Source organism: Leuconostoc citreum (assembly GCF_004354555.1).
Lineage (GTDB): Bacteria > Bacillota > Bacilli > Lactobacillales > Lactobacillaceae > Leuconostoc > Leuconostoc citreum.
In genome coordinates this window covers 218,426-237,402 of record NZ_PUFH01000005.1, presented here as the reverse complement: position 1 = coordinate 237,402, position 18,977 = coordinate 218,426, and the positions used below count along the sequence as shown (strand labels likewise).

The 18,977-nt window shown below is 36.0% G+C and carries 19 protein-coding genes; 5 read left to right on the top strand and 14 right to left on the bottom strand.

The features are described 5' to 3' along the window. Positions 1 to 2 precede the first annotated feature (2 nt). Positions 3 to 1,493 (bottom strand): MDR family MFS transporter, encoded by a 1,491-nt coding sequence (locus tag C5L21_RS05560; protein WP_170167812.1) that lies wholly within the window; start codon positions 1,491 to 1,493, stop codon positions 3 to 5. Between the two features lie 109 nt (positions 1,494 to 1,602). On the opposite strand from C5L21_RS05560, the gene C5L21_RS05555 reads away from it, so the two are divergent. Continuing rightward, positions 1,603 to 2,202, top strand: coding sequence for a TetR/AcrR family transcriptional regulator (locus C5L21_RS05555; RefSeq protein ID WP_085699086.1), 600 nt, complete (start codon positions 1,603 to 1,605; stop codon positions 2,200 to 2,202). 121 nt (positions 2,203 to 2,323) lie between these two features. Here the strand turns inward: C5L21_RS05555 and C5L21_RS05550 are convergent, their stop codons facing one another. After that, positions 2,324 to 2,857, bottom strand: coding sequence for a GNAT family N-acetyltransferase (locus C5L21_RS05550; RefSeq protein WP_004905806.1), 534 nt, complete (start codon positions 2,855 to 2,857; stop codon positions 2,324 to 2,326). A 346-nt stretch (positions 2,858 to 3,203) separates the two neighbouring features. On the opposite strand from C5L21_RS05550, the gene fabI reads away from it, so the two are divergent. From fabI to C5L21_RS05535, 3 genes are all read left to right on the top strand, one after another. Beyond that, positions 3,204 to 3,959: an enoyl-ACP reductase FabI gene (fabI, locus tag C5L21_RS05545; RefSeq protein WP_004902875.1), complete on the top strand. Its 756-nt coding sequence runs from the start codon at positions 3,204 to 3,206 to the stop codon at positions 3,957 to 3,959. 211 nt (positions 3,960 to 4,170) lie between these two features. Then, positions 4,171 to 4,776 carry a DUF1349 domain-containing protein gene (locus C5L21_RS05540; protein ID WP_133286144.1) on the top strand — a complete coding sequence of 202 codons (606 nt, stop codon included), beginning with the start codon at positions 4,171 to 4,173 and terminating at the stop codon, positions 4,774 to 4,776. Between the two features lie 432 nt (positions 4,777 to 5,208). After that, the gene (locus C5L21_RS05535) at positions 5,209 to 6,219 is read left to right on the top strand and encodes an IS30 family transposase (RefSeq protein ID WP_133286143.1); all 1,011 of its coding nucleotides are present in this window, start codon (positions 5,209 to 5,211) and stop codon (positions 6,217 to 6,219) included. Between the two features lie 391 nt (positions 6,220 to 6,610). Here C5L21_RS05535 and C5L21_RS05530 read toward each other — a convergent pair whose 3' ends face one another. The 10 genes from C5L21_RS05530 to rfbA form a co-directional block, all read right to left on the bottom strand. Beyond that, positions 6,611 to 7,054: a GNAT family N-acetyltransferase gene (locus tag C5L21_RS05530; protein ID WP_085699138.1), complete on the bottom strand. Its 444-nt coding sequence runs from the start codon at positions 7,052 to 7,054 to the stop codon at positions 6,611 to 6,613. A 74-nt stretch (positions 7,055 to 7,128) separates the two neighbouring features. Next, complete coding sequence (locus C5L21_RS05525; RefSeq protein WP_133286142.1) at positions 7,129 to 8,127, bottom strand: alpha/beta hydrolase family protein; 999 nt, start codon at positions 8,125 to 8,127, stop codon at positions 7,129 to 7,131. Positions 8,128 to 8,200: 73 nt separating this feature from the next. Continuing rightward, positions 8,201 to 8,524 (bottom strand): YbjQ family protein, encoded by a 324-nt coding sequence (locus C5L21_RS05520; protein WP_085699142.1) that lies wholly within the window; start codon positions 8,522 to 8,524, stop codon positions 8,201 to 8,203. Continuing rightward, the gene (locus C5L21_RS05515) at positions 8,496 to 9,116 is read right to left on the bottom strand and encodes a GNAT family N-acetyltransferase (RefSeq protein WP_133286141.1); all 621 of its coding nucleotides are present in this window, start codon (positions 9,114 to 9,116) and stop codon (positions 8,496 to 8,498) included. Before C5L21_RS05515 ends, C5L21_RS05520 begins: the two co-directional genes overlap by 29 nt. Further along, positions 9,113 to 9,850 (bottom strand): MerR family transcriptional regulator, encoded by a 738-nt coding sequence (locus C5L21_RS05510; RefSeq protein WP_133286140.1) that lies wholly within the window; start codon positions 9,848 to 9,850, stop codon positions 9,113 to 9,115. The genes C5L21_RS05515 and C5L21_RS05510 overlap by 4 nt, the downstream gene beginning before the upstream one ends. A 341-nt stretch (positions 9,851 to 10,191) precedes the next feature. Further along, positions 10,192 to 12,420: a hypothetical protein gene (locus C5L21_RS05505; protein WP_241652879.1), complete on the bottom strand. Its 2,229-nt coding sequence runs from the start codon at positions 12,418 to 12,420 to the stop codon at positions 10,192 to 10,194. Next, positions 12,404 to 13,372 (bottom strand): glycosyltransferase family 2 protein, encoded by a 969-nt coding sequence (locus tag C5L21_RS05500; protein WP_004902752.1) that lies wholly within the window; start codon positions 13,370 to 13,372, stop codon positions 12,404 to 12,406. Before C5L21_RS05500 ends, C5L21_RS05505 begins: the two co-directional genes overlap by 17 nt. 1 nt (position 13,373) lies before the next feature. Continuing rightward, positions 13,374 to 14,195 carry a glycosyltransferase family 2 protein gene (locus C5L21_RS05495; RefSeq protein ID WP_004902753.1) on the bottom strand — a complete coding sequence of 274 codons (822 nt, stop codon included), beginning with the start codon at positions 14,193 to 14,195 and terminating at the stop codon, positions 13,374 to 13,376. Then, positions 14,195 to 14,605 carry a GtrA family protein gene (locus C5L21_RS05490; RefSeq protein ID WP_004902755.1) on the bottom strand — a complete coding sequence of 137 codons (411 nt, stop codon included), beginning with the start codon at positions 14,603 to 14,605 and terminating at the stop codon, positions 14,195 to 14,197. The genes C5L21_RS05495 and C5L21_RS05490 overlap by 1 nt, the downstream gene beginning before the upstream one ends. Before the next feature lie 169 nt (positions 14,606 to 14,774). Then, entirely contained in the window at positions 14,775 to 15,647 is an 873-nt protein-coding gene (gene rfbA / locus C5L21_RS05485) for a glucose-1-phosphate thymidylyltransferase RfbA (protein WP_004908661.1), read from the bottom strand. 195 nt (positions 15,648 to 15,842) lie between these two features. Between rfbA and C5L21_RS05480 the strand changes: the two genes are divergently transcribed. Then, the gene (locus C5L21_RS05480) at positions 15,843 to 16,547 is read left to right on the top strand and encodes a M15 family metallopeptidase (RefSeq protein WP_085699147.1); all 705 of its coding nucleotides are present in this window, start codon (positions 15,843 to 15,845) and stop codon (positions 16,545 to 16,547) included. Between the two features lie 38 nt (positions 16,548 to 16,585). On the opposite strand, the gene C5L21_RS05475 is transcribed toward C5L21_RS05480, so the two are convergent. Together C5L21_RS05475 and C5L21_RS05470 are read right to left on the bottom strand one after the other, a co-directional pair. Next, positions 16,586 to 18,337, bottom strand: a complete 1,752-nt coding sequence (locus C5L21_RS05475; protein ID WP_133286139.1) for an ABC transporter ATP-binding protein — start codon at positions 18,335 to 18,337, stop codon at positions 16,586 to 16,588. 45 nt (positions 18,338 to 18,382) lie between these two features. Further along, entirely contained in the window at positions 18,383 to 18,955 is a 573-nt protein-coding gene (locus tag C5L21_RS05470) for a MarR family winged helix-turn-helix transcriptional regulator (RefSeq protein WP_085699151.1), read from the bottom strand. Positions 18,956 to 18,977 lie beyond the last annotated feature (22 nt).

Sequence of the window (18,977 nt, the reverse complement as noted above, 5' to 3'; positions counted from 1 at the left end):
AATTACATACTTTTATTATTTTTTAGCTGCGTTTTATTTGACAGTAGTAGCGTTGGGAGAAGAATAAGTAGACTCGCAATTGCAATAACAAGAAATCCCACTTGAAATGATTCAACTCTGATATTTAACAGATGTTCATGGACAAAAGTAGCCATTTCATTAGGTTTAATATGGTATTCACCAACCTTTAATCGCTGTTGGAAGTTTTTGACGTGATTGGCTGAGAAAGCAGTGACCACTGTCGTTACAATGGCTGAACCAAAAGCACTACCAATATTTTGTATTAGACGTGAACCTACTGTAGCATTAGCAATTTGTTTTTTTCTCATATTTGTGAAAGAATCGGTCATTAATGGTGTTAAAATGCCACCCGTCCCTATGCCTCGTAGTAGCAGTAAGGCAGCAATAATCCAATAACTTGTATATTGGTTAATCCAATAAAAAGGCATAGTGCTTATAAAGGTAATTATCGTACTGACTGCGACGACGTATTTTGCACCAAACTTATCTGTCATTCTGCCAGTCAAAGGGCGAGAAATAAGCATACCAATACCTTGTGGTACTAAGGATATAGCAGCCGCGGTAATCGTCATATCACGTACATTTTGAAAAAATAGGGGTAGCAATATCATTGCACCATTGAGAACTGTGCCTGCAATAAATAGGCCAATAACTGACCCGTTAAAAGAGGAAAAACTGAATAATTCGAGTGGCATAACTGCCTTATCACCGAGCCGAAGCGCCCATATTATGTACAGAATAATGCTCAAAAAACCAATTGACAGACAAGTTAGTGTTGTTTTATTGGAAAAACTGGCAGTTTGAGTAGCAGCAACAATACCATAAATGATGGTGATTGTTGTGATAATAATGAGTGTTGTCCCAATAAAGTCTAGTTTTGCTGTTTGATTTTGTGGCCGGTAGTGGGGCATTTTAATCATAATTAAAATAATTGAAATGATAGTAACCGGAATATTTATCCAGAATAACCAGCGCCAAGATAGATATTTTATAATAAAGCCACCTATAATTGGCCCTAATAATGGCCCGATTATCATAGGTAATCCTACAGTAGCCATCATTTGCCCCATAACATCGGCTCCCGCAGTTTGCACTAATAAAGTGGTTAGTAACGGCATAATTAAGCCACCAGCAAATCCTTGTATCAGTCGAGAACCAATTAAAAATTGAATATTCGGGGAAATCGCTGCCAAGATTGATCCTAGACTAAATAGCAGTTCACCAACTAAGAAAACATATTTGCCATCATACTTATTTAGTAGCCAACTTGAAAAAGGTACTGCTGCACCGGTAGCTAACATATAACACGTAATCGTCCATTGAACAGTGGTGACTGAATTATGAAAATCATTGACTAAACTATTAATAGCGATATTCATCATAGTGGCATCCAACAAGGGAGCCATAGCGCCAAAGACAATCACCCATGCGACAATTAAGGTAGATTTAGGTATTTTTACTGTTGCCATCATTTTCTCCTATTAGATAATATTAGTATCTTACTATAAATGATATAATACTACTTGTAGAGAAATAAAACAATAAGAAACTAAAATTATCTTATTTGAAGGGTGAGTTATCATGGTTAATAAACGTCGACGTGGCACAGAATTAGAAACTGCTATTTATCAAGCCACACTTGAAGCATTGGAAAAAGAAGGTTTCTTAAAATTGAATTTTGGTCATGTATCTGAATTAGCTGGAACGAGTAAATCCGTCCTATACAGAAGGTGGGACACGCCATTTGAATTAGCAGTTGCGGCTATAAAATATAAGATTAAAACAGAAAACAGTGGACAAATGGATGAAATCGTTTGGCAAGGCCACTCACTGAAAGAAGACCTAGAACAATTATTAAATCGTTTTATCGTTAGTATACGTACTTTTGATGTTTACAGTACAGGCGGGATAATGATTGAATCGAGTCAGCAACAACAAGATGTCTTAAAAAAGGTGCTTGATGAGGGAATAGAAGTTGATATTAGAGCTATTGAACAAATTCTTCAGAGAGCTCAGGCCAGAGGTGAAATCAAATATGTTAACCTCAAAGAAGAAATAAAATTATTACCATTTGATTGGATAAGATACCAAATACTAATTAGAGGCTCGCTTGAACAAAAGGATGTGCAGATAATAATTGAGGATGTCTTACTGCCAACTTATTTAAGCGCATTAAATTAATAGAAAAATATAACAAACTGGCGCCCATAGTAGCTAGTGCGGTAGTTTGGATAACTGTTACTAATTTCAATGTCCATCAAAATAGCACAATGGCAGTCTAAGTGAGATTGATGTATTAAAACTATTTAATTTCGTTTCTCAATATGCCATATTTTATCGCATCGTAATACTCACTTTTCCAATATCTGACATTTCTAATAACGCCTTCTTTTGTCATACCAACCTTCTCACCTAATACTTGCATACCTTTATTGCCTGACCATGTCGTAAAACCAACATGAGGTAAATAACTAAATAGGTCAAACATTTCCTGAATCCATAGTCTAAATGCGGCCGTCCCAATACCATGCCCCCAACTATCAGAGTCAAAAAGGACGATACCTAGCTCTAGCCACTGTTTTAGCGTACCATCTGTCCAATAAGCTGATAATTCACCTACAATGGTGCCATTATAGATGATCAGTTTGCGCATCGGATTATTGACTGACCTTGTCAGATGATGGTCATAAAATGCTTCCCAAGTTAGAACGGGATCTTGAAAGTAGGGCCCGTTGAATTGCATCCACTTTAGGTCTGCTTCAGGACCGTAACTTTTTTCCCACCATTGTTTCAAATCAGCTTTCGTCACAAATTGTAATTTAACAACTTTATTCATAGTGCCTCCTCAGTGCTCATAATATTTAGATTGTAAGTCACAGCTACTATTATATCAATTTTAAATGACACATTTTATGTGTAAAGTGAGAGCACAACGCAATTATAGACTACTACTAAACACTTCGACTTGTAATGCTGAAAATGATCGTTCAAGCATCATTTTGATGATACTGGGCGATTTATTACCTAATTGATTAAACCTGATGTCACGATTTGTTTGATTGCTTTCACAAGAGCATGGTGAAGAATCTTAAGACTAATTCTTACTTTTAAGATTGTTTCGTTGACAATTTTACTAAATTAGAGCATAGTTTAATAAAATATAAATTTGAGGTACGCGAAGTATGGGACTGTTAGATAACAAAAAAATTATTATTATGGGTGTAGCAAATAAAAGTAGTTTGGCTTTTGGATGTATGCAAGCAATTATTAATCAGGGGGGGCAAGTCATTTTGACTTATCAAAATGATCGAATGAAACGCAGCCTAGATAGATTTGTTGATGATTCAGTTTTAAAAGTTGAGTGTGATGTTGCTAAGCCAGAAAACATAGAAATTGCTTTTGCAAATATCGCTGAAAAAGTTGGTAAAGTGGATGGTATTGTACATGCCATCGCTTATGCTGAAAAGAGTGATTTAGACAATAAAGTGACCGACGGTACTTTAGATAGCTTTTCATTAGCCCAAAATATCAGCGTCTATTCCTTAATCGCTGCGGCTAAATATGGTCATGAAATCATGAATGAAAATGGTGCCATCGTAACACTCACTTATATGGGTTCTGAAAGAGCAATACCTAATTACAACGTTATGGGAATTGCTAAGGCAGGGCTTGAATCAGCAGTGCGATACTTAGCACGTGATTTGGCTGATAAGGCTATTCGCGTCAATGCTATTTCCGCTGGCGCAGTTAAAACATTAGCAGTTACTGGTGTTAAAAATCATGGTGATTTAATTAAAATATCAGACGAACGTACTGTTGATGGGGTTGGCGTTACAATTGAAGAGGTCGGCAATGCGGCGGCTTTCTTATTAAGTCCCTTTGCTAGTGGCATCGTTGGAGACACAATTTACGTGGATAAGGGTACCCACCTTATTTAATTATCTGGTATATCCAATCACAGTAATATTAATAAGTAACAATAATAGGCGCTCCAATAATTTGCGAAAATTTCTTGGAGCGCCCGTTTTAATGACTAATGTTACACTATATTCGAGTGCCATAGGACAATAATGCTTATCATCTGTATAATACAAGCAACATCAGTTCTCACGTTAATTTTATGGTTGTAATAAAAAGGAGAGTAGTTTCATGAAACTGGCGTTGGAAAATTTTACTTGGACACAAGATGTCAAAGAATTTGACATAAAAGATGATTATATCAAAATCGTTTCTTTGCCTTTTACAGACTTGTGGCAACGAACTTACTACCATTTTCAAAATGATAACGCACCATTATTTTTAACTAGTACAAAAGAAAAGTATTTTTCTTTTTCAGTCAAAACCAATTTTATTGATAGTAATCACCGTTTTGACCAATGTGGGATAGTCATGTATTTGAACAGTCAAAATTGGTTTAAGGCAGCAGTAGAATTTGATGATGGTGTCACGCAACACTTGGGAAGCGTTGTGACTAATCAAGGTTACTCAGATTGGGCAACAACAAATGTAGCAGGCGATATTTATGAGGTTTGGTATAGAATGAGCCGAAGAAACAATGACTATTTGATTGAGAGTTCTTTTGATGGTAATCATTTCACACAGATGAGAATATTTCATATGTTAGAAGATGACGACGAAATAGCTTTTGGCATTTATGCTTGTTCGCCTGAAAATTCATCATTTCAGTCAATATTTACAAATTTTGAAATGACTGATTGTCAATGGCTAGCCCATGATGGGCAACAGCCAGATTAAGTGTGCAACATAAAAAGCGTTATTTTAATCAATAACGCTTTTTAATCGAGCAAAAACAACATCTTTTAGAATAACCACCGTGCTTATATTATGCCGTAGGCCTATTCAGCGTGTGATAATAAGAAAGATTGAATAACGTGAAAAATTAGCAGATACACCAACCGTTTTGAACAGATATAGGTTTGATCCCAAAGTAGTAAGCTTTTTCACCTAAATGCCCGTATGCATCATTACAACATCTTATACTCATAACATACTCATGTTCGCATGTATCAATACATCATCTTATACTCATAACATACTTATGTTCACATGTATCAATACATCATCTTATACTCATAACATATTTGTTTATTTTCATATCATCATTCTGATTTGTGTAACGGCTAGCCTACACCATTCGACATTTACTGAATACAGGGGAGACAATGAATGCCATCAACATACAAGAGGATTGATTTCGAAGAAAGACTGCAAATTAAAAATTTTATAGATGCAGGCTTGTCTAATAGTGAGATTGCTAGACGTTTACATCGTTCACGGGCCGCTATTACGCTTGAATTACAGCGTAATGCTCGGGTCGTACTGTGGCGTGGTAAAAAAACTGTTCTTAGGCACACGTACGAACCACATCAGGCTGAAAAAAGAGCTCAAGTATTTGCTCAAATCAAGCATAAAAAAGCAAGTAAATTAACACCTCGTCGAAGGAAGATCATTGACGATTTAATCATCAAAAAACATTGGTCACCAGATCAAATCGCGAAAGGCGTGCCAAATCTCAATATTTCTACACGAACCATCTATAACTGGGTTATCAGTAACCAACTACAAGCTAAAGTATCTGATTTACCGCTTAAGGGTAAACGACGACGAAAATTACGTTTGAAACCAGCAAACGAAGGAAAAACCAGAGTTGCGATAGAAAAAAGAAGTATCCGTTTCAGACCTGAAATTATAAATAGTCGTAGTACCTTTGGCCATTGGGAGATTGATGGTGTCATGAGTCCACAAGACTCACAGTCATTTGTGATTACCTTTGTGGAACGTAAAACTCGCTTCATGGTTGGTATCAAAACAACAAGTAAAAACGCTGAAGATGTTCGGACGACTATTGACACATTTATGTCGCGTTTTCAGCTTGTATGTGATAGTTTAACTTGTGACCGTGGTACCGAATTCACAAGTGTTATGTTCATCAATCAAATAGAAAATACTTATAAAAAGAAATTATATTACGCTGATGCGCAATCTCCAGGACAACGTGGCACTAATGAGCGTTTTAATCGCGATTTAAGACGTGTTTTTCCATCTGGATACAACTTTAACCAATTAACGCAAAAACGTCTTCAGCGAGCGATTAAAGACATAAACGAGCGTCCAAGAGTCGTACTAGCATATAAAACGCCGAGAACGGTATTTAATGAACGAATTATCACAGCATAAAGTAATTTAAGTTTTAATTACAAAAGCATAAAAAATAAAAAAGACAGTAAAAAACTGCCTTGTTTTTGTGTTGACGTCTTGTTATTATGTGTATTAAAATTTACCATCAAAAAATTGTATTACAATTTACAGCGCATATACTCAATGTAACATAATTGTAAATAAGTAGGATCAAGAGCGTCATAACAATTGATATAACACGTTTAAACAAATAATTTTCGTTCGTTTGTTAAAATAGCACTTGACAAGTTCAATACCAATTGAAGTTAACATAATATATATTATCGAAAGTAACTAACGTGGAAAGCATTACCTACGTTTTTAAGTACCTTCTAAACGCTCTCCTGCAATTCAACACAACATCAGTATGATTGATTGTGTGCTTTAACGATTATTCATATAAAAGTATCTTTAGAAATTTTTTTTGGTCTTTAATATGCTTATAACCAATATGCTCGTAAAAATTATGAGCAGCGGTTCTTGACATGCCAGAATTTAGACGAATGTTAGTCAAGCCGTTTTTTAGAGCCTGATCTTCAAGCCATCCCATAAGCTGCGTGCCTATCCCAGATTTTTGACTATCTGATGATACGGCTAAGGCAAGGACATTGAGGCTTGGATCAGCGTATATCTCTTCATAAATTTCAGCATGAACATAACCAAGAATTTTATGATCAAAATCATTCTGATATAGTGCTAAAAAATGATGGTTTGGATCATTTAAAATTTTACGTAATTGATTTAAAGATTTGTCTAACGGATAATCATAACCTAATTCATCTCTATTTATTTGATGAATTTTATTGAGATCTTTTAATGTAACAGCACGTATCATTATTACTCCTATTCCTATTTTTATAACTTGGCGTCATTGATTGGTGACAAAAATTTTAATTCGATTTAATATGATCAAGATGATAGCTGTGACACAAAGGTTTCACAATAATCTAGATAATTTTTATCAATTAAATAGTATTTAGGCAGTATCACACCCACGAGATTAATTAAAAAATCTGAATTAGCTATATCAGGATTGATCATTCGATGTTCAACATTGGGAATCGTTTTTATCCTAAGTTGTTTAGCGTCTATCACTTTTGAATAAACATTTTTTGTTTCCACTGAATCAACATTTTTATCTTTTGCAGCTAAGACGAGACCTATCTTCCCATGAACTTGAGATAAATCGGCAGTGGCATCTTCATTCAACAGTTTACGAACAAAGCGATATCTGTCTGCACTAATCTTTTCACTACCCCCATGCATTTTGTATTCCTGATAAGTATTATATTTTTGAATTAAATAACTATCGTTGATAAAATTTCTTTTGATTCTGTTTATTTCTTGATTCGTAGCGCCCGATTTTTTTGCCTGCCAGACGTTATAATATATACCCTGTCGCATGACATTAATGGCTGGCGCTGCCAAGAGCGCAAAGCTAATTTTATTTTCCTGTTTCATTACTTTAGGGATAACCCACCCGGCTTGACTAGCGCCCCATAAGCCTATCCGATAGTTTGCATTCGGATAGGCTTTATGAACCCAGTCAATAACTTCGGTCACCTCATTTGCCCTATCAGTCATCGATTGATGAAGCCAATTACCCGTTGATTTCCCAACACCAGGTTTATCCCAAGAAATTGAGACATAACCCTGCTTAGCAAATCTTTCCATTAACGGCTTGTAACCATCGTCTTGCGTTGCATTTTGAGCCCCGTCGCCGTGTACAAATACAATAAAACCCTTAATTTTTTCATGTTTTGGAAAAGTCATAATAGTTGGCAAGTTGTTAGTTTTTGTATGAATCATTACCTTTTTTTCTGACATTTGGTAATCATTACCAAAAATAAATATTCCAATCATCAGAACTAGCACTATAAAAATAGCAGCAAATATTTTTTTCTTCATTACATCTTTACCTAAAGTTAATTTTAAAAAATAGCAAATTTAACGCCTAACTGAATCAAATTGCCCAGTGTACTTATTCTATTACTGCAGCTGTGCCTCTAGCTGTGACAACAATTAGCATGATATCAGAATTGACAAATTGATTATAATCCACACAAACATCAATAATGATATTAGCAGACAAAAGCGCCGCTTGGCTTTTTAACGCTACAAGTGCTAGTTCTCGGCCTTTGCTGAATTCTTCTGAGTAACTATTAGATTTGCCCCCCAAAATACCCTTGATACCACTTATGGCATCCTTAACGATATTTACTGACAATACTTGTTCACTAAAAACCGCTTCCTTGACTTCGACAATATCTTTATTACTAAACATTTCGGTCGTAACAATCTTCATTTGATTTCTTCCATACCATAAAACACCATTTTTCATGGTTAACACAAATTCTGGAAAGCATGCTATGTTGAACTTTCCGAACGACAAAATTATTTTTTTGATATAACTTAATGGCTCTTGTATTTTCCGCAGCAACATATAGCGTTAGTTTTTTGGTTAACAGTTGCCTTTGACAATATTTTATTAATTGCGTGCCCACGCCCTGCCTTCTACATTTATTTGAGACTACCAGAAACTCAATATAAGTTTCATTGCTTAGTGGTTTGTATCCTAGTATCAAAAAGAACAAAATCACTTTAAGGCGCGTCGTACCAGAGTAAAATTTTTTTATTGCATCATAAAGTGAGGAACCTGCTTCTTTGCTTGAGTAAAATAAGCAACCGTAAATGTTAGTATTTTGATGTGCAATAATTAATTGGTTATTATTTTCACTGACATAACGCGCTAAAAATTTAGCAATGTCTTTAGCAACATTAACGTTAAAAAGTTTTACTGTAAATTTACGTTCAAAACCATCCAAAATTAGCATACTCAGTTGCTGACGCATGTCTTCTGAAAACATGTCACGTTTGCTGAGTGTTTCAACAATCATAATTTAACCTCTAACGTAAAAACTGTCGCCTGATTATAAGCTAAGGAACTAAAAATATTTTCATAGCATAGTATTACACTATTGTCAGTAGATAAGGCATTTTTTATAAAACTATCGTTTTTAAATGATTCAATTTGATTATACAGCTCCTGTTCTTCCTGAATCAATACATTTTTATATGCATAATCTCCCTTTGGCATAACATAATGATAGTCATCTGATTTACCAAGAAAGCATGTGTCATAATTGCCATTACTTTTGATAAGATAACATACATTCTCTGGTTGATAAGAATCAAATTTAGCAATTTCTAATAAATTTAACTGTTCCTCTGCCAACAAATTGTCTGGCACTTGTTTGAAGAAACGACCATCTCTTTCTGCAAAGGCAATTTTGTCAAATTTTGTATTTTCTTGTGCCTGAATAATCGTATGAATAATCCGTTTAGTTGCCAATAGTGAATTAATTTGATCTTGAACTTTAGCTTCAGCAACCCTAAAAACGTCAGTAAAATTATCTTGTTCTAATAATTTTTTGATATCTTTAACAGCATAGCCAATTTTTCTAAATGTCAAAATTTGATATAACCTATAAAGATCAGTTTCTGAAAATGTATAGTAACCGCTAACAGAATTTTTTTCGGGTGAGAGTAATCCTTCATCAACGTAATGCCTAATGGTATACTTTGTAATTTTAAAAATACGAGCTAGCTCGGAAATGGAATAGTTTTGCATAAGCTTCCTTTCTTGAATAGTTAAGTTGATTATATTGTACACTGTGTGGTAACCACGCAGTCAAGTAGTTAGAAAATAAAACTGTATTAAAAATACAGAGATGTTGATTTATCAACATGCCAAACAAAAAAACACTACCTTAATGTAGTGCTTCCAATAAGAAATGATTATGAACTATATGATATAGCCATTACTGAAAATGCTACCCCACTATAATTTACAGAAAAACGTGTCATTAGACATACTGTTAATTCATTGAAAACAAAAAGTGTATTAAATAATTTTGATTTAATACACTCTTCTTGAAATGATATAATTAACAATTACGTCAGGAACGGAATTTAGTTTCTCCCAACTACCTTAATTAACATGCGTATTAATGACCAAGACAAGGTAAATACCACAGAAAAGACAACTAAAACGAATGCAGGTTTTAACATTGGTGGTTCAAACCGCAAAGTAATGGTTTTTGGCACGTGCGATGCGGGTACCTCAATTTGAGTCAAATACCCCCGTAAGGGAGTGATTAACTTAGCACTGTGCCCTATAACATGATAACCCGGCCAGGCAGTTCGTGAAAAGACGACCTTTTCATTTTTATCATGAGCTGGGACATAAATTTTAACTTGATAATTATTGTTAGCAACTTGCTTAATACTATTTAAGCTACTCCAAGCAACACTGCCAACTTGACCAACCGAAACATTACGTTGAATTACGGCAAAATCGCGATTATAAGACGTTAAACGCCAACCATTAGGCACATTTTTTCGATGGATAAGGTTTTGATAAATCTTTTTATCATCTTCGTTACCAACTGCTATCGTATCAATCTTGAGCAAATCAACCAATGGTAATTGCGTTGTCTTATCTAGTGTAAAGAGCTTATTATAGTGCTTTACTGGAATGCGCGTGGGATCTCCACCACGAAAATCGTCGCTAAACTTTTTAAAGCCAACGGGCGTATATACATTCATTGAATCATTGTCAGTAACATACCAATCATTTCCCATAATGATATGACTGCTATTTCCTAATACAACTGTATTGCCTTTGTACTTTTTAGCCATATTTAAAATATCAGCTTTTTTTGCTGGCATATCATAGTCAACATATCGATAGGTAATGTGTTGCTGCTGTATACTATCCCGTTGTCTGCCTATGGTTCTTTGCTGAACAATCATCGAAAAAAATGAGATAACAATAGCTAGCGATAAGATAGTAATTGCCGGTTTTTTGATGTTAAACCGATGATTTTTATACTGAAACTTCTTGCCACCACTACTTATATAAGCAATTGCAATAATTACCAAACCAATAATTAAATTAATAACTAAAACTGATTTCAATCTGGCTGGTGTATTGGACACTTCTAAATATGTGCCAAGCAAAACTATTGATGTGAGGAACCAAATACGTGCTTTATTAAAAGTCAAGCCTACTTGTGAAATCACCATCACCAACATTAGCAATAGTAATTGTCCAAAATAAGCCATCATACGAACTGGAAAGCGTAGCGGACCAACACTGTCTGGGCCAAATAGCAGCAAAAACGCTATTAAGAACGGTACCACCCACTGTATTAAATCAGTCTTATGGTTATTAATAAACGACCGAATAGCCTTGAAGTTAAGAAAAGCGATTAATAACAAAGGCCAACCTATGTACATAAATGGCATGTATGTAACACCGCCTGCGGTCCACCAAGAGTTCATTTCAGAGTAGCCGACTGGTGAAAACGAAAACAACAAATCAGACAAATTGGGCGATAAGAAGTTATTATTAAAGATGCCTGAAGTATTTCTTAATGTCACTGTTGCTATAGCAATACCAGGTAAATAAACAGCTATTGTCGCAGCAGCTAAACTAACACCTAACAATACAGTTTTTTTAACGCTTTGCCAATGTTTGTTCATTATAAATGCGATTAATGAGCCAAGCATTGTCATAATTAGCATAATCGTACCGAACACATAACCTATTGTTATGATGGAATAACCAATCAGGAAAACAAGTATTGGGCCTGTATTCTTTTCTAAAAAGCGACGGAATGCCCACCAAAACCATGGAAATAGCGCAGAAACCATTAAATCAGTGACCCACGATGCTGCGCCTGCAAAAAGTGTAAAGCCAACAAATGGGGTGATAAACCCGTAAATAATTGCGTACTTTTTGTCAACGTGCATGGAATGGGCTAAAAAGAAAGCGCCCAAACCTAAAACAACTAATAAAATAATTTTAAAAACAGTTGAGAATATTACAAAATTAGATGAATGATAAACTGTGAAAGCAATTAACCACACCAAAGGGCTAAAGGTCCCCCATTGACCTTCAGCAAGGTAATTACCTGAGCCCTGCGCTGCAGCATTAAAAATAGGTAAGTGACCTTGTGATAATAGTTTGCCGACTTCATACCACTGACCGATTGCACCACGCTGCGTATCGTCTAAAAAATAAAAACGATGGAAAAATATTAAAGGTATGAGACTTAAACCAACGATGACTAAGGTAATTAGACCAACATTTTTAAAGGTAATAGGCCATTCATTCTGCTTATGCTTGTTCATCATAATCATTCAACTCTTCTGCAATAATATATCTTGGACGATGCTTGACTTCCATGAAAATTTTACCAATGTATTCACCTATAATGCCAATTGCCACTAACTGTAAACCACCGAGCATCCATATTGATACCATCAATGTTGGCCACCCAGTTGACGTTTTACCAAAAGCCCAACCGAAGAAAATATAAATTAAAAATAAAATACTAATACCAAAAATACCAATTCCCAAATTGCGTACAAAAGTAATTGGTGATATTGAGAACGAAGTAATCCCTGTTGCCGCAAACTGTATCATTTTCCTTAATGGATATTTTGTTTCGCCAGCCTCGCGCTCAGCACGCGCGTAATACACGCGGCCTTCATTGAAGCCAATCAAGGGGAAAATGCCTCTCAAAAACATTTCACGCTCTTGATATGCTGAAAATGCTTTGAGCACTTTTTGATTAACCAGTCGAAAATCTGCATGATTTGGAATAGAATTCACTCCCAAAGCACTCATAACTTTGTAAAAGCCCTGCGCCGTGTAACGCTTAAAGAGCGTATCTGTTGTACGGTCATTTCGTACACCATAGACAATGTCTTTCCCTGCGTTAGCCAAATCTACCATATCAACAATGGCTTCCGGATCATCCTGCAAATCAGCATCAATGGTAACCACATAATCAACATCTGTACCTGTTAAATGTGTCATACCGGCAATTAGTGCGTTCTGATGACCAAAATTAGTACTAAAACGAATACCTTGTACTTGGCCGTACTGTGCACGCAGTTGATTAACTAATTCCCACGTTCGATCCTTGGAACCGTCGTCAACATACATAATAAAACTGTCAGATGTGATCTTTTTATTTTCAATCATTGACAACAGCAAGCCATGTAGACGTGCTGTTGTCTTCTCGATAACTTCTTCTTCGTTATATGCAGGTAAAACAATTGCTAATTTTTTCGCTGCCATTTCACTTCATTCCTTTTACTTTATAAACCATTAAACGAGCCAATTGCATGACTTGAGACATAACATTACCACGCCATAAAACGGCGTTTGTCACAATTGTAGGATAGTCTCGATGCATCGCTTTGTTCATGCTAATGACGTGCTGGCTTTGAACATCTTGTAATTCTGCTGTCCACTGCCCCGAACTAACACGGAATTTAACCCCAATTTGATTGTCTGGTACAAAATCACCTTGAGCAAGAACATGTAAATAAGAAGCTAAATCAACAACATAGGGATTTGAAAAATCCCAACCACCGCCTTGCTCAAATGCGTCTCGTCTCATCATGACGCCGCCGGGTTCGCCAAGAGCATTCATGCCTAAGCCAATAACATGCCGCATCACTGCAGTACCACTCATTGGTTTAGTGATTCCCATCAGACCCCATGATTTTTTTAAAATCGTATTTTTATCATCAATGACTTGCCTTAGGCTAGCAGTTAGCACTGCTTGTGGATTTTCTTCAAGCAAATCAAACTGACGTTTTAATGTTCCAGGCAATAAAACATCATCCTGAGGAATTAATTTAATATATTTGCCGGTAGCCTGCTGTGAGACATACTGCCAATTTTCTTTAGCTGCACCAGTTGGGGCATTAAAAATTTTTAATCGCGAATCAGTTTTCGCAATTTCAGCTAATAATTCACGTGTACCATCTTCTGGACCTTGTAATGCTATAGATAAATCAAATGCTACATCACGCTGAGACAAAACAGACAGCACAGTCTCCTCAATAAACGGCCTACCTTTATATACGGGAATAACAACGGATACATCTAGCATTATTTTGTTCTCCTAAATGAAAAGAATTTATGACCAACGAAACTAATCATGGTTGTAACGAGCAAAATTAGGAATTGTGCAATAAGCGGATTCATATGAGTGACGTTGACCAAGAGCGGTAAGACTATTAAATTAATTAAATAGCTCACTGCATTAACCATCGTAAACCTAATAAAGTCAGTCATTGCGTGTCCCTTAGCCTTAAAAGTCACTTTACGATGTAAATAGAAGGCAACAAAATTGGAAACGAATTGAGAAACAATTAAACCAATCATATAACCATGTGGCACATGTTTCAGCATAAGTGTAATGCTGGTAAATATAAGAAATCCAAACGCTGTATTAAAACCTCCAACGACTAAAAAACGGATTCTTTCATCGGCAGCAATTTTTTTGATATTTTCAATCATCTATATTAAAAAGCCTTTCATTAATTGACGCTCTTTTTATGTACTCAGGAAAACCTGATAATTTAAAATGAACAATTCTGTAACCTATAAACCAAAGTCGAACCACTTCACTCATATTACTAGTAAAGTGGTTCGCTATGCGATAGTTTTATAAGTCGTTATGTGATTGTTACCGTTCAGTAGCAACTAAGCGCAACAGATATTGGCCGTAATCATTTTTTTTCAATGGTTGTGCTAATGCTTCTAATTGCGTTAATGTAATATATCCCATGCGGTATGCTATTTCTTCTAAAGAAGCAACCTTTAAATTCTGCTGTTTTTGTATTGTTGCAATAAAACTCGATGCTTCCAATAAAGAATCATGTGTACCAGTATCTAGCCAAGCAAAGCCCCGGCCCATGACTTGTACATCAAGATCACCACGATCCAAATATGCTTGATTAACATCTGAAATTTCTAGTTCACCACGTTCTGAAGGTGAAATTGACTTAGCAATATTAATGACATCATTATCATAAAAATAAAGACCTGTTACCGCATAATTACTTTTTGGTTGTTCCGGTTTTTCAACAATAGAAACTGCTTTCTGATTTTCATCAAATGCAACTACACCAAAACGTTCTGGGTCGCGTACTTGGTAACCGAAAACTGTTGCACCATTTTTTTTGGCAGCAGCAGCTTGTAGCATTTCTGATAAGTTTGCCCCGTAAAAAATATTATCACCAAGTATCAGTGCAACTGAGTCATCCCCAATAAATTCTTCACCAAGTATAAATGCCTCTGCCAATCCGTTCGGCTGAGGCTGTACTTTATATTGAATGTTTAAGCCCAAGTCACTACCATCATTAAAAAGTTGTTCAAATTGGTTCGTGTACTCTGGAGTTGAAATAATCAAAAAATCTTTGATACCTGCTAACATTAGAACAGACATGGGATAATAAATCATAGGTTTATCATAAATTGGGACCAATTGTTTAGAAGTCGACTTTGTTATAGGGTATAACCTTGTACCTGAACCACCCGCTAAAATAATGCCTTTCATGATAAAAGCTCCTTTGATTAACTTTATAATTATTTGGTAACTGACACATTATCTGACAATAAATTACTAGTACATACTCGTTCATTATACCACAATCCCCTCTCTTTTCTATCCTTAAATATCAGCAAGTAACGTGTGATGAAGAAACGGTGCAGAACTAGTGAAATAAATGTTTAAACATGATAAAATGACATTATGAAAGCGTTTACAAAAACAACTGAATGGGACTGGTTAGCGGTTAAAAATGTACCTATCAAACCACTTGAAGAAGATCTTGTGCCAATTAATTTTTTTCCAGAAAAAATACAGATTAGTCCACAATACTTCTTGCAAAAATTACCAGGTGCCATACCCGAACTATATCTCAGACAAGGAGTTTATGAAAAATTAATTACAGCAAGTAATGATTTACCTTCTGGCTATAAGTTCTTAATTTATGATGCTTGGCGTGATATAAAAACACAACAGGCTTTATTTGATATACTCTACGAACGCTATCGGCAACAAAATCCAAACATGACTGTTAATGAGTTACAACAATTGACGCTTAAAATTGTTGCATTACCCTCTACTAACTTGTTGAAGCCGTCTCCTCATAATACAGGCGGTAGTGTTGATTTGACTATTATCGATTCTGTTGGCCGTTTGCTCAATATGGGTACGCCCTTTGATGAAGCAAGTGTTCGTGCCCAAACAACTTATTTTAATGATCCATTAAATGTTATAAGAAAAAACCGACAACTACTATACGACATTATGACACGACATGGCTTTACGAATTATAGTGAAGAATGGTGGCATTATGACTACGGTAATCAAAATTGGGCATGGGTATCAGGTCAATCCTATGCTGTGTATACCGGTACTTCTCCTCAGTTTGCTTGGCACTCACCTTTTTAATCAATAAAGAAACGGTAATCACAATGATTACCGTTTCTTTATTGATTAATAGCCTGTCCCTGAACATATTCACGATACAATGGATGATTTGACATCAGTTCTTGGTGTGTACCAAAGCCACTCACACGACCGTGCTCAATGAAGTAAATTTGATCCGCTCCGACAATAGTTGATAAGCGATGTGCAATCACTAACGTTGTACGATTAGCCATCAATCTCTCCAAAGCTTTTTGCACCATCGCTTCTGATTGTGAATCTAAACTAGCCGTTGCCTCATCCAACATTAAAATCTTAGGGTCTCGTAAAAAGGCACGTGCTATAGCTAAACGCTGACGCTGGCCACCCGAAACTTTAATACCACGCTCCCCTACTTGGGTTTCCAATTGCGCTGGCATTTCAGCCACAAATGTTTTAGCATAAGCTAATGACAAGACATGCCATAGCTGCTCATCAGAGTATTCCCCAGACAAACCAAATGTTAAATTATCACGAATAGTTCCCGCTAAAATAGCCGAATCTTGAGAAACAAAACCAATTTGTGAACGCCAACTGGCAAGATTCACTTGATTTAATGGACTATCGCCTATGCTAATAATGCCTGAAGTGGGTTCATAAAAACGTTCGACAAGACTAAATATTGTTGACTTACCGCCACCAGAAGGGCCGGCAAAGGCAATTACCGTATTTGGTTTCGCTTCAAAAGAGACATCTGTTAAAATATTTTCTTCTGTTGTATACCCAAAGTCTACATGTGACGCCCTAAGTGTTTGCCCTTCAACATTTATTGAATCACCAGCCGTGAAGTCTTCCTGCGGTTCACGTAAAATTTCCCAAATTCGTGTCGTTGCACCTGCAGCTTTGCTCATTTCACTAAATACAGTACCTAACAGAGGTACTGCACCAATCAAATTAAAGATGTACATCAAAAATGATGTGAGTGTGCCAATAGTCATAGCGCCATGAGACACACGATAAATACCAAATGCTAACAACCCAAATACCATCCCCATCATAATCATCATCATAATAGGACCCATAGCTGCATCGTAAACCGTTTCACGTAAGCCGATTTGGTATAAACGACCAATAACACCATTTGTTGATTGCGTTGCTTGTTTTTCAGCATTAGAAGATTTTACTAAGCGAATTTCTCCCAATACTTCTGATGCACTACCATTAAAGTCAGCGATAGCATCTTGCCGCTTAAGCGATAACCGACCCGCATATAGCATCAAGGGTGTCAATAAAACCACTGCCACTGGTACCGAAGCAACCACAACCAGTGACATATGCCAATCCATTGTAAACATCATAAAGACTGCACCGATAACTGTTAATATAGCAGATAGCGCACTTGGTATTTTTGAAGCTAATAGTTCTTGTACTTGAGAGGAATCATTCACAAGTCTCGAAGACATTTCACCCGCTTTGACCTCATCAAAATAACTCACGCGTAAGATCATTAATTGGGCCCATATTTTCTGACGCAACTTTGATACAACATCTTGGCCGAAAAAGCCTAGTAACGCACCACCCACAACAGAAAGCGCGCTTGACAAAATGAATAATATGATAACAGTTAATAATAAATGATAATCAATTCCTTTAGAAAAAGTATTGATTAGATTAGCTGCAATTTTAGGCACGACTAAGTTAATGGCCGTGCCGACCAAACCGATCAATACGCCGATGCTCATCAGCCAATATTTTGGTGAAACTTGATTAATTAGTGAGAAGAACTCACCAAACTTAAACTGTCCCTTTGCGCGATGTACTTCATGTTCGTCCATTATTTTATGTTAACGGTATTATACCGCTACTCCTTTACTATCTGTTTAATCATTATGATGGTGCCAGTAATCATGGCTCATATGTTGACGTAAATGATTGATATGACGTCGATCTCGGCTCACATCTTGTAAATGTTCCAACATACGTTGAGATTGCCGGTCATCAGAGACCAATTGCCGCATTGCATCTAGATAAGTATCAGAACTTAGATACGTAGCCATTTTTTGCAGCAATTCAAATAATTGTTGTCGTTCTTTGGCAGATAACGGCTTAAAAAAAATACTATCAATTAATTCTAAGCGCTCCTGTAATGCCACTGCTTTTGATCTACCGTTATCTGTTAATTTAATGCGCGTAATACGTGAATCAGCCATATCTTTATGTTTAGTGACATACTGTAATTTAGTAAGTTGTTTAATAATTGCTGTGGTACTTGATGGCTTAATATCAAGTGTTTCGGTAATTCGCCCAGCAGTCAAGTCATCATTTTCGAGTAAGACTTCTAATGTACGTCTTTGGTTGTCAGATAAATCGTGATCCAAAGACTTTGCATTGGTCAAATAGAGAAGATGTACCATCACCGTTCGTGCTTCGTTAAAATAGTCCTCTAATGTCATAGGTTATCCTTTTATTTAGTTT

Excerpts from the sequence above, each read along its gene's own strand:
- rfbA (WP_004908661.1), bottom strand. The coding sequence starts at position 15,647 with ATGAAAGGCATTATTTTAGCGGGTGGTTCAGGTACAAGGTTATACCCT.
- C5L21_RS05470 (WP_085699151.1), bottom strand. The coding sequence starts at position 18,955 with ATGACATTAGAGGACTATTTTAACGAAGCACGAACGGTGATGGTACAT.
- C5L21_RS05475 (WP_133286139.1), bottom strand. The coding sequence starts at position 18,337 with ATGGACGAACATGAAGTACATCGCGCAAAGGGACAGTTTAAGTTTGGT.
- C5L21_RS05535 (WP_133286143.1), top strand. The coding sequence starts at position 5,209 with ATGCCATCAACATACAAGAGGATTGATTTCGAAGAAAGACTGCAAATT.
- C5L21_RS05515 (WP_133286141.1), bottom strand. The coding sequence starts at position 9,116 with ATGATTGTTGAAACACTCAGCAAACGTGACATGTTTTCAGAAGACATG.
- C5L21_RS05555 (WP_085699086.1), top strand. The coding sequence starts at position 1,603 with ATGGTTAATAAACGTCGACGTGGCACAGAATTAGAAACTGCTATTTAT.
- C5L21_RS05560 (WP_170167812.1), bottom strand. The coding sequence starts at position 1,493 with ATGATGGCAACAGTAAAAATACCTAAATCTACCTTAATTGTCGCATGG.
- fabI (WP_004902875.1), top strand. The coding sequence starts at position 3,204 with ATGGGACTGTTAGATAACAAAAAAATTATTATTATGGGTGTAGCAAAT.
- C5L21_RS05480 (WP_085699147.1), top strand. The coding sequence starts at position 15,843 with ATGAAAGCGTTTACAAAAACAACTGAATGGGACTGGTTAGCGGTTAAA.
- C5L21_RS05505 (WP_241652879.1), bottom strand. The coding sequence starts at position 12,420 with ATGATGAACAAGCATAAGCAGAATGAATGGCCTATTACCTTTAAAAAT.
- C5L21_RS05510 (WP_133286140.1), bottom strand. The coding sequence starts at position 9,850 with ATGCAAAACTATTCCATTTCCGAGCTAGCTCGTATTTTTAAAATTACA.
- C5L21_RS05525 (WP_133286142.1), bottom strand. The coding sequence starts at position 8,127 with ATGAAGAAAAAAATATTTGCTGCTATTTTTATAGTGCTAGTTCTGATG.
- C5L21_RS05500 (WP_004902752.1), bottom strand. The coding sequence starts at position 13,372 with ATGGCAGCGAAAAAATTAGCAATTGTTTTACCTGCATATAACGAAGAA.
- C5L21_RS05540 (WP_133286144.1), top strand. The coding sequence starts at position 4,171 with ATGAAACTGGCGTTGGAAAATTTTACTTGGACACAAGATGTCAAAGAA.
- C5L21_RS05495 (WP_004902753.1), bottom strand. The coding sequence starts at position 14,195 with ATGCTAGATGTATCCGTTGTTATTCCCGTATATAAAGGTAGGCCGTTT.
- C5L21_RS05520 (WP_085699142.1), bottom strand. The coding sequence starts at position 8,524 with ATGAAGATTGTTACGACCGAAATGTTTAGTAATAAAGATATTGTCGAA.
- C5L21_RS05530 (WP_085699138.1), bottom strand. The coding sequence starts at position 7,054 with ATGATACGTGCTGTTACATTAAAAGATCTCAATAAAATTCATCAAATA.
- C5L21_RS05550 (WP_004905806.1), bottom strand. The coding sequence starts at position 2,857 with ATGAATAAAGTTGTTAAATTACAATTTGTGACGAAAGCTGATTTGAAA.
- C5L21_RS05490 (WP_004902755.1), bottom strand. The coding sequence starts at position 14,605 with ATGATTGAAAATATCAAAAAAATTGCTGCCGATGAAAGAATCCGTTTT.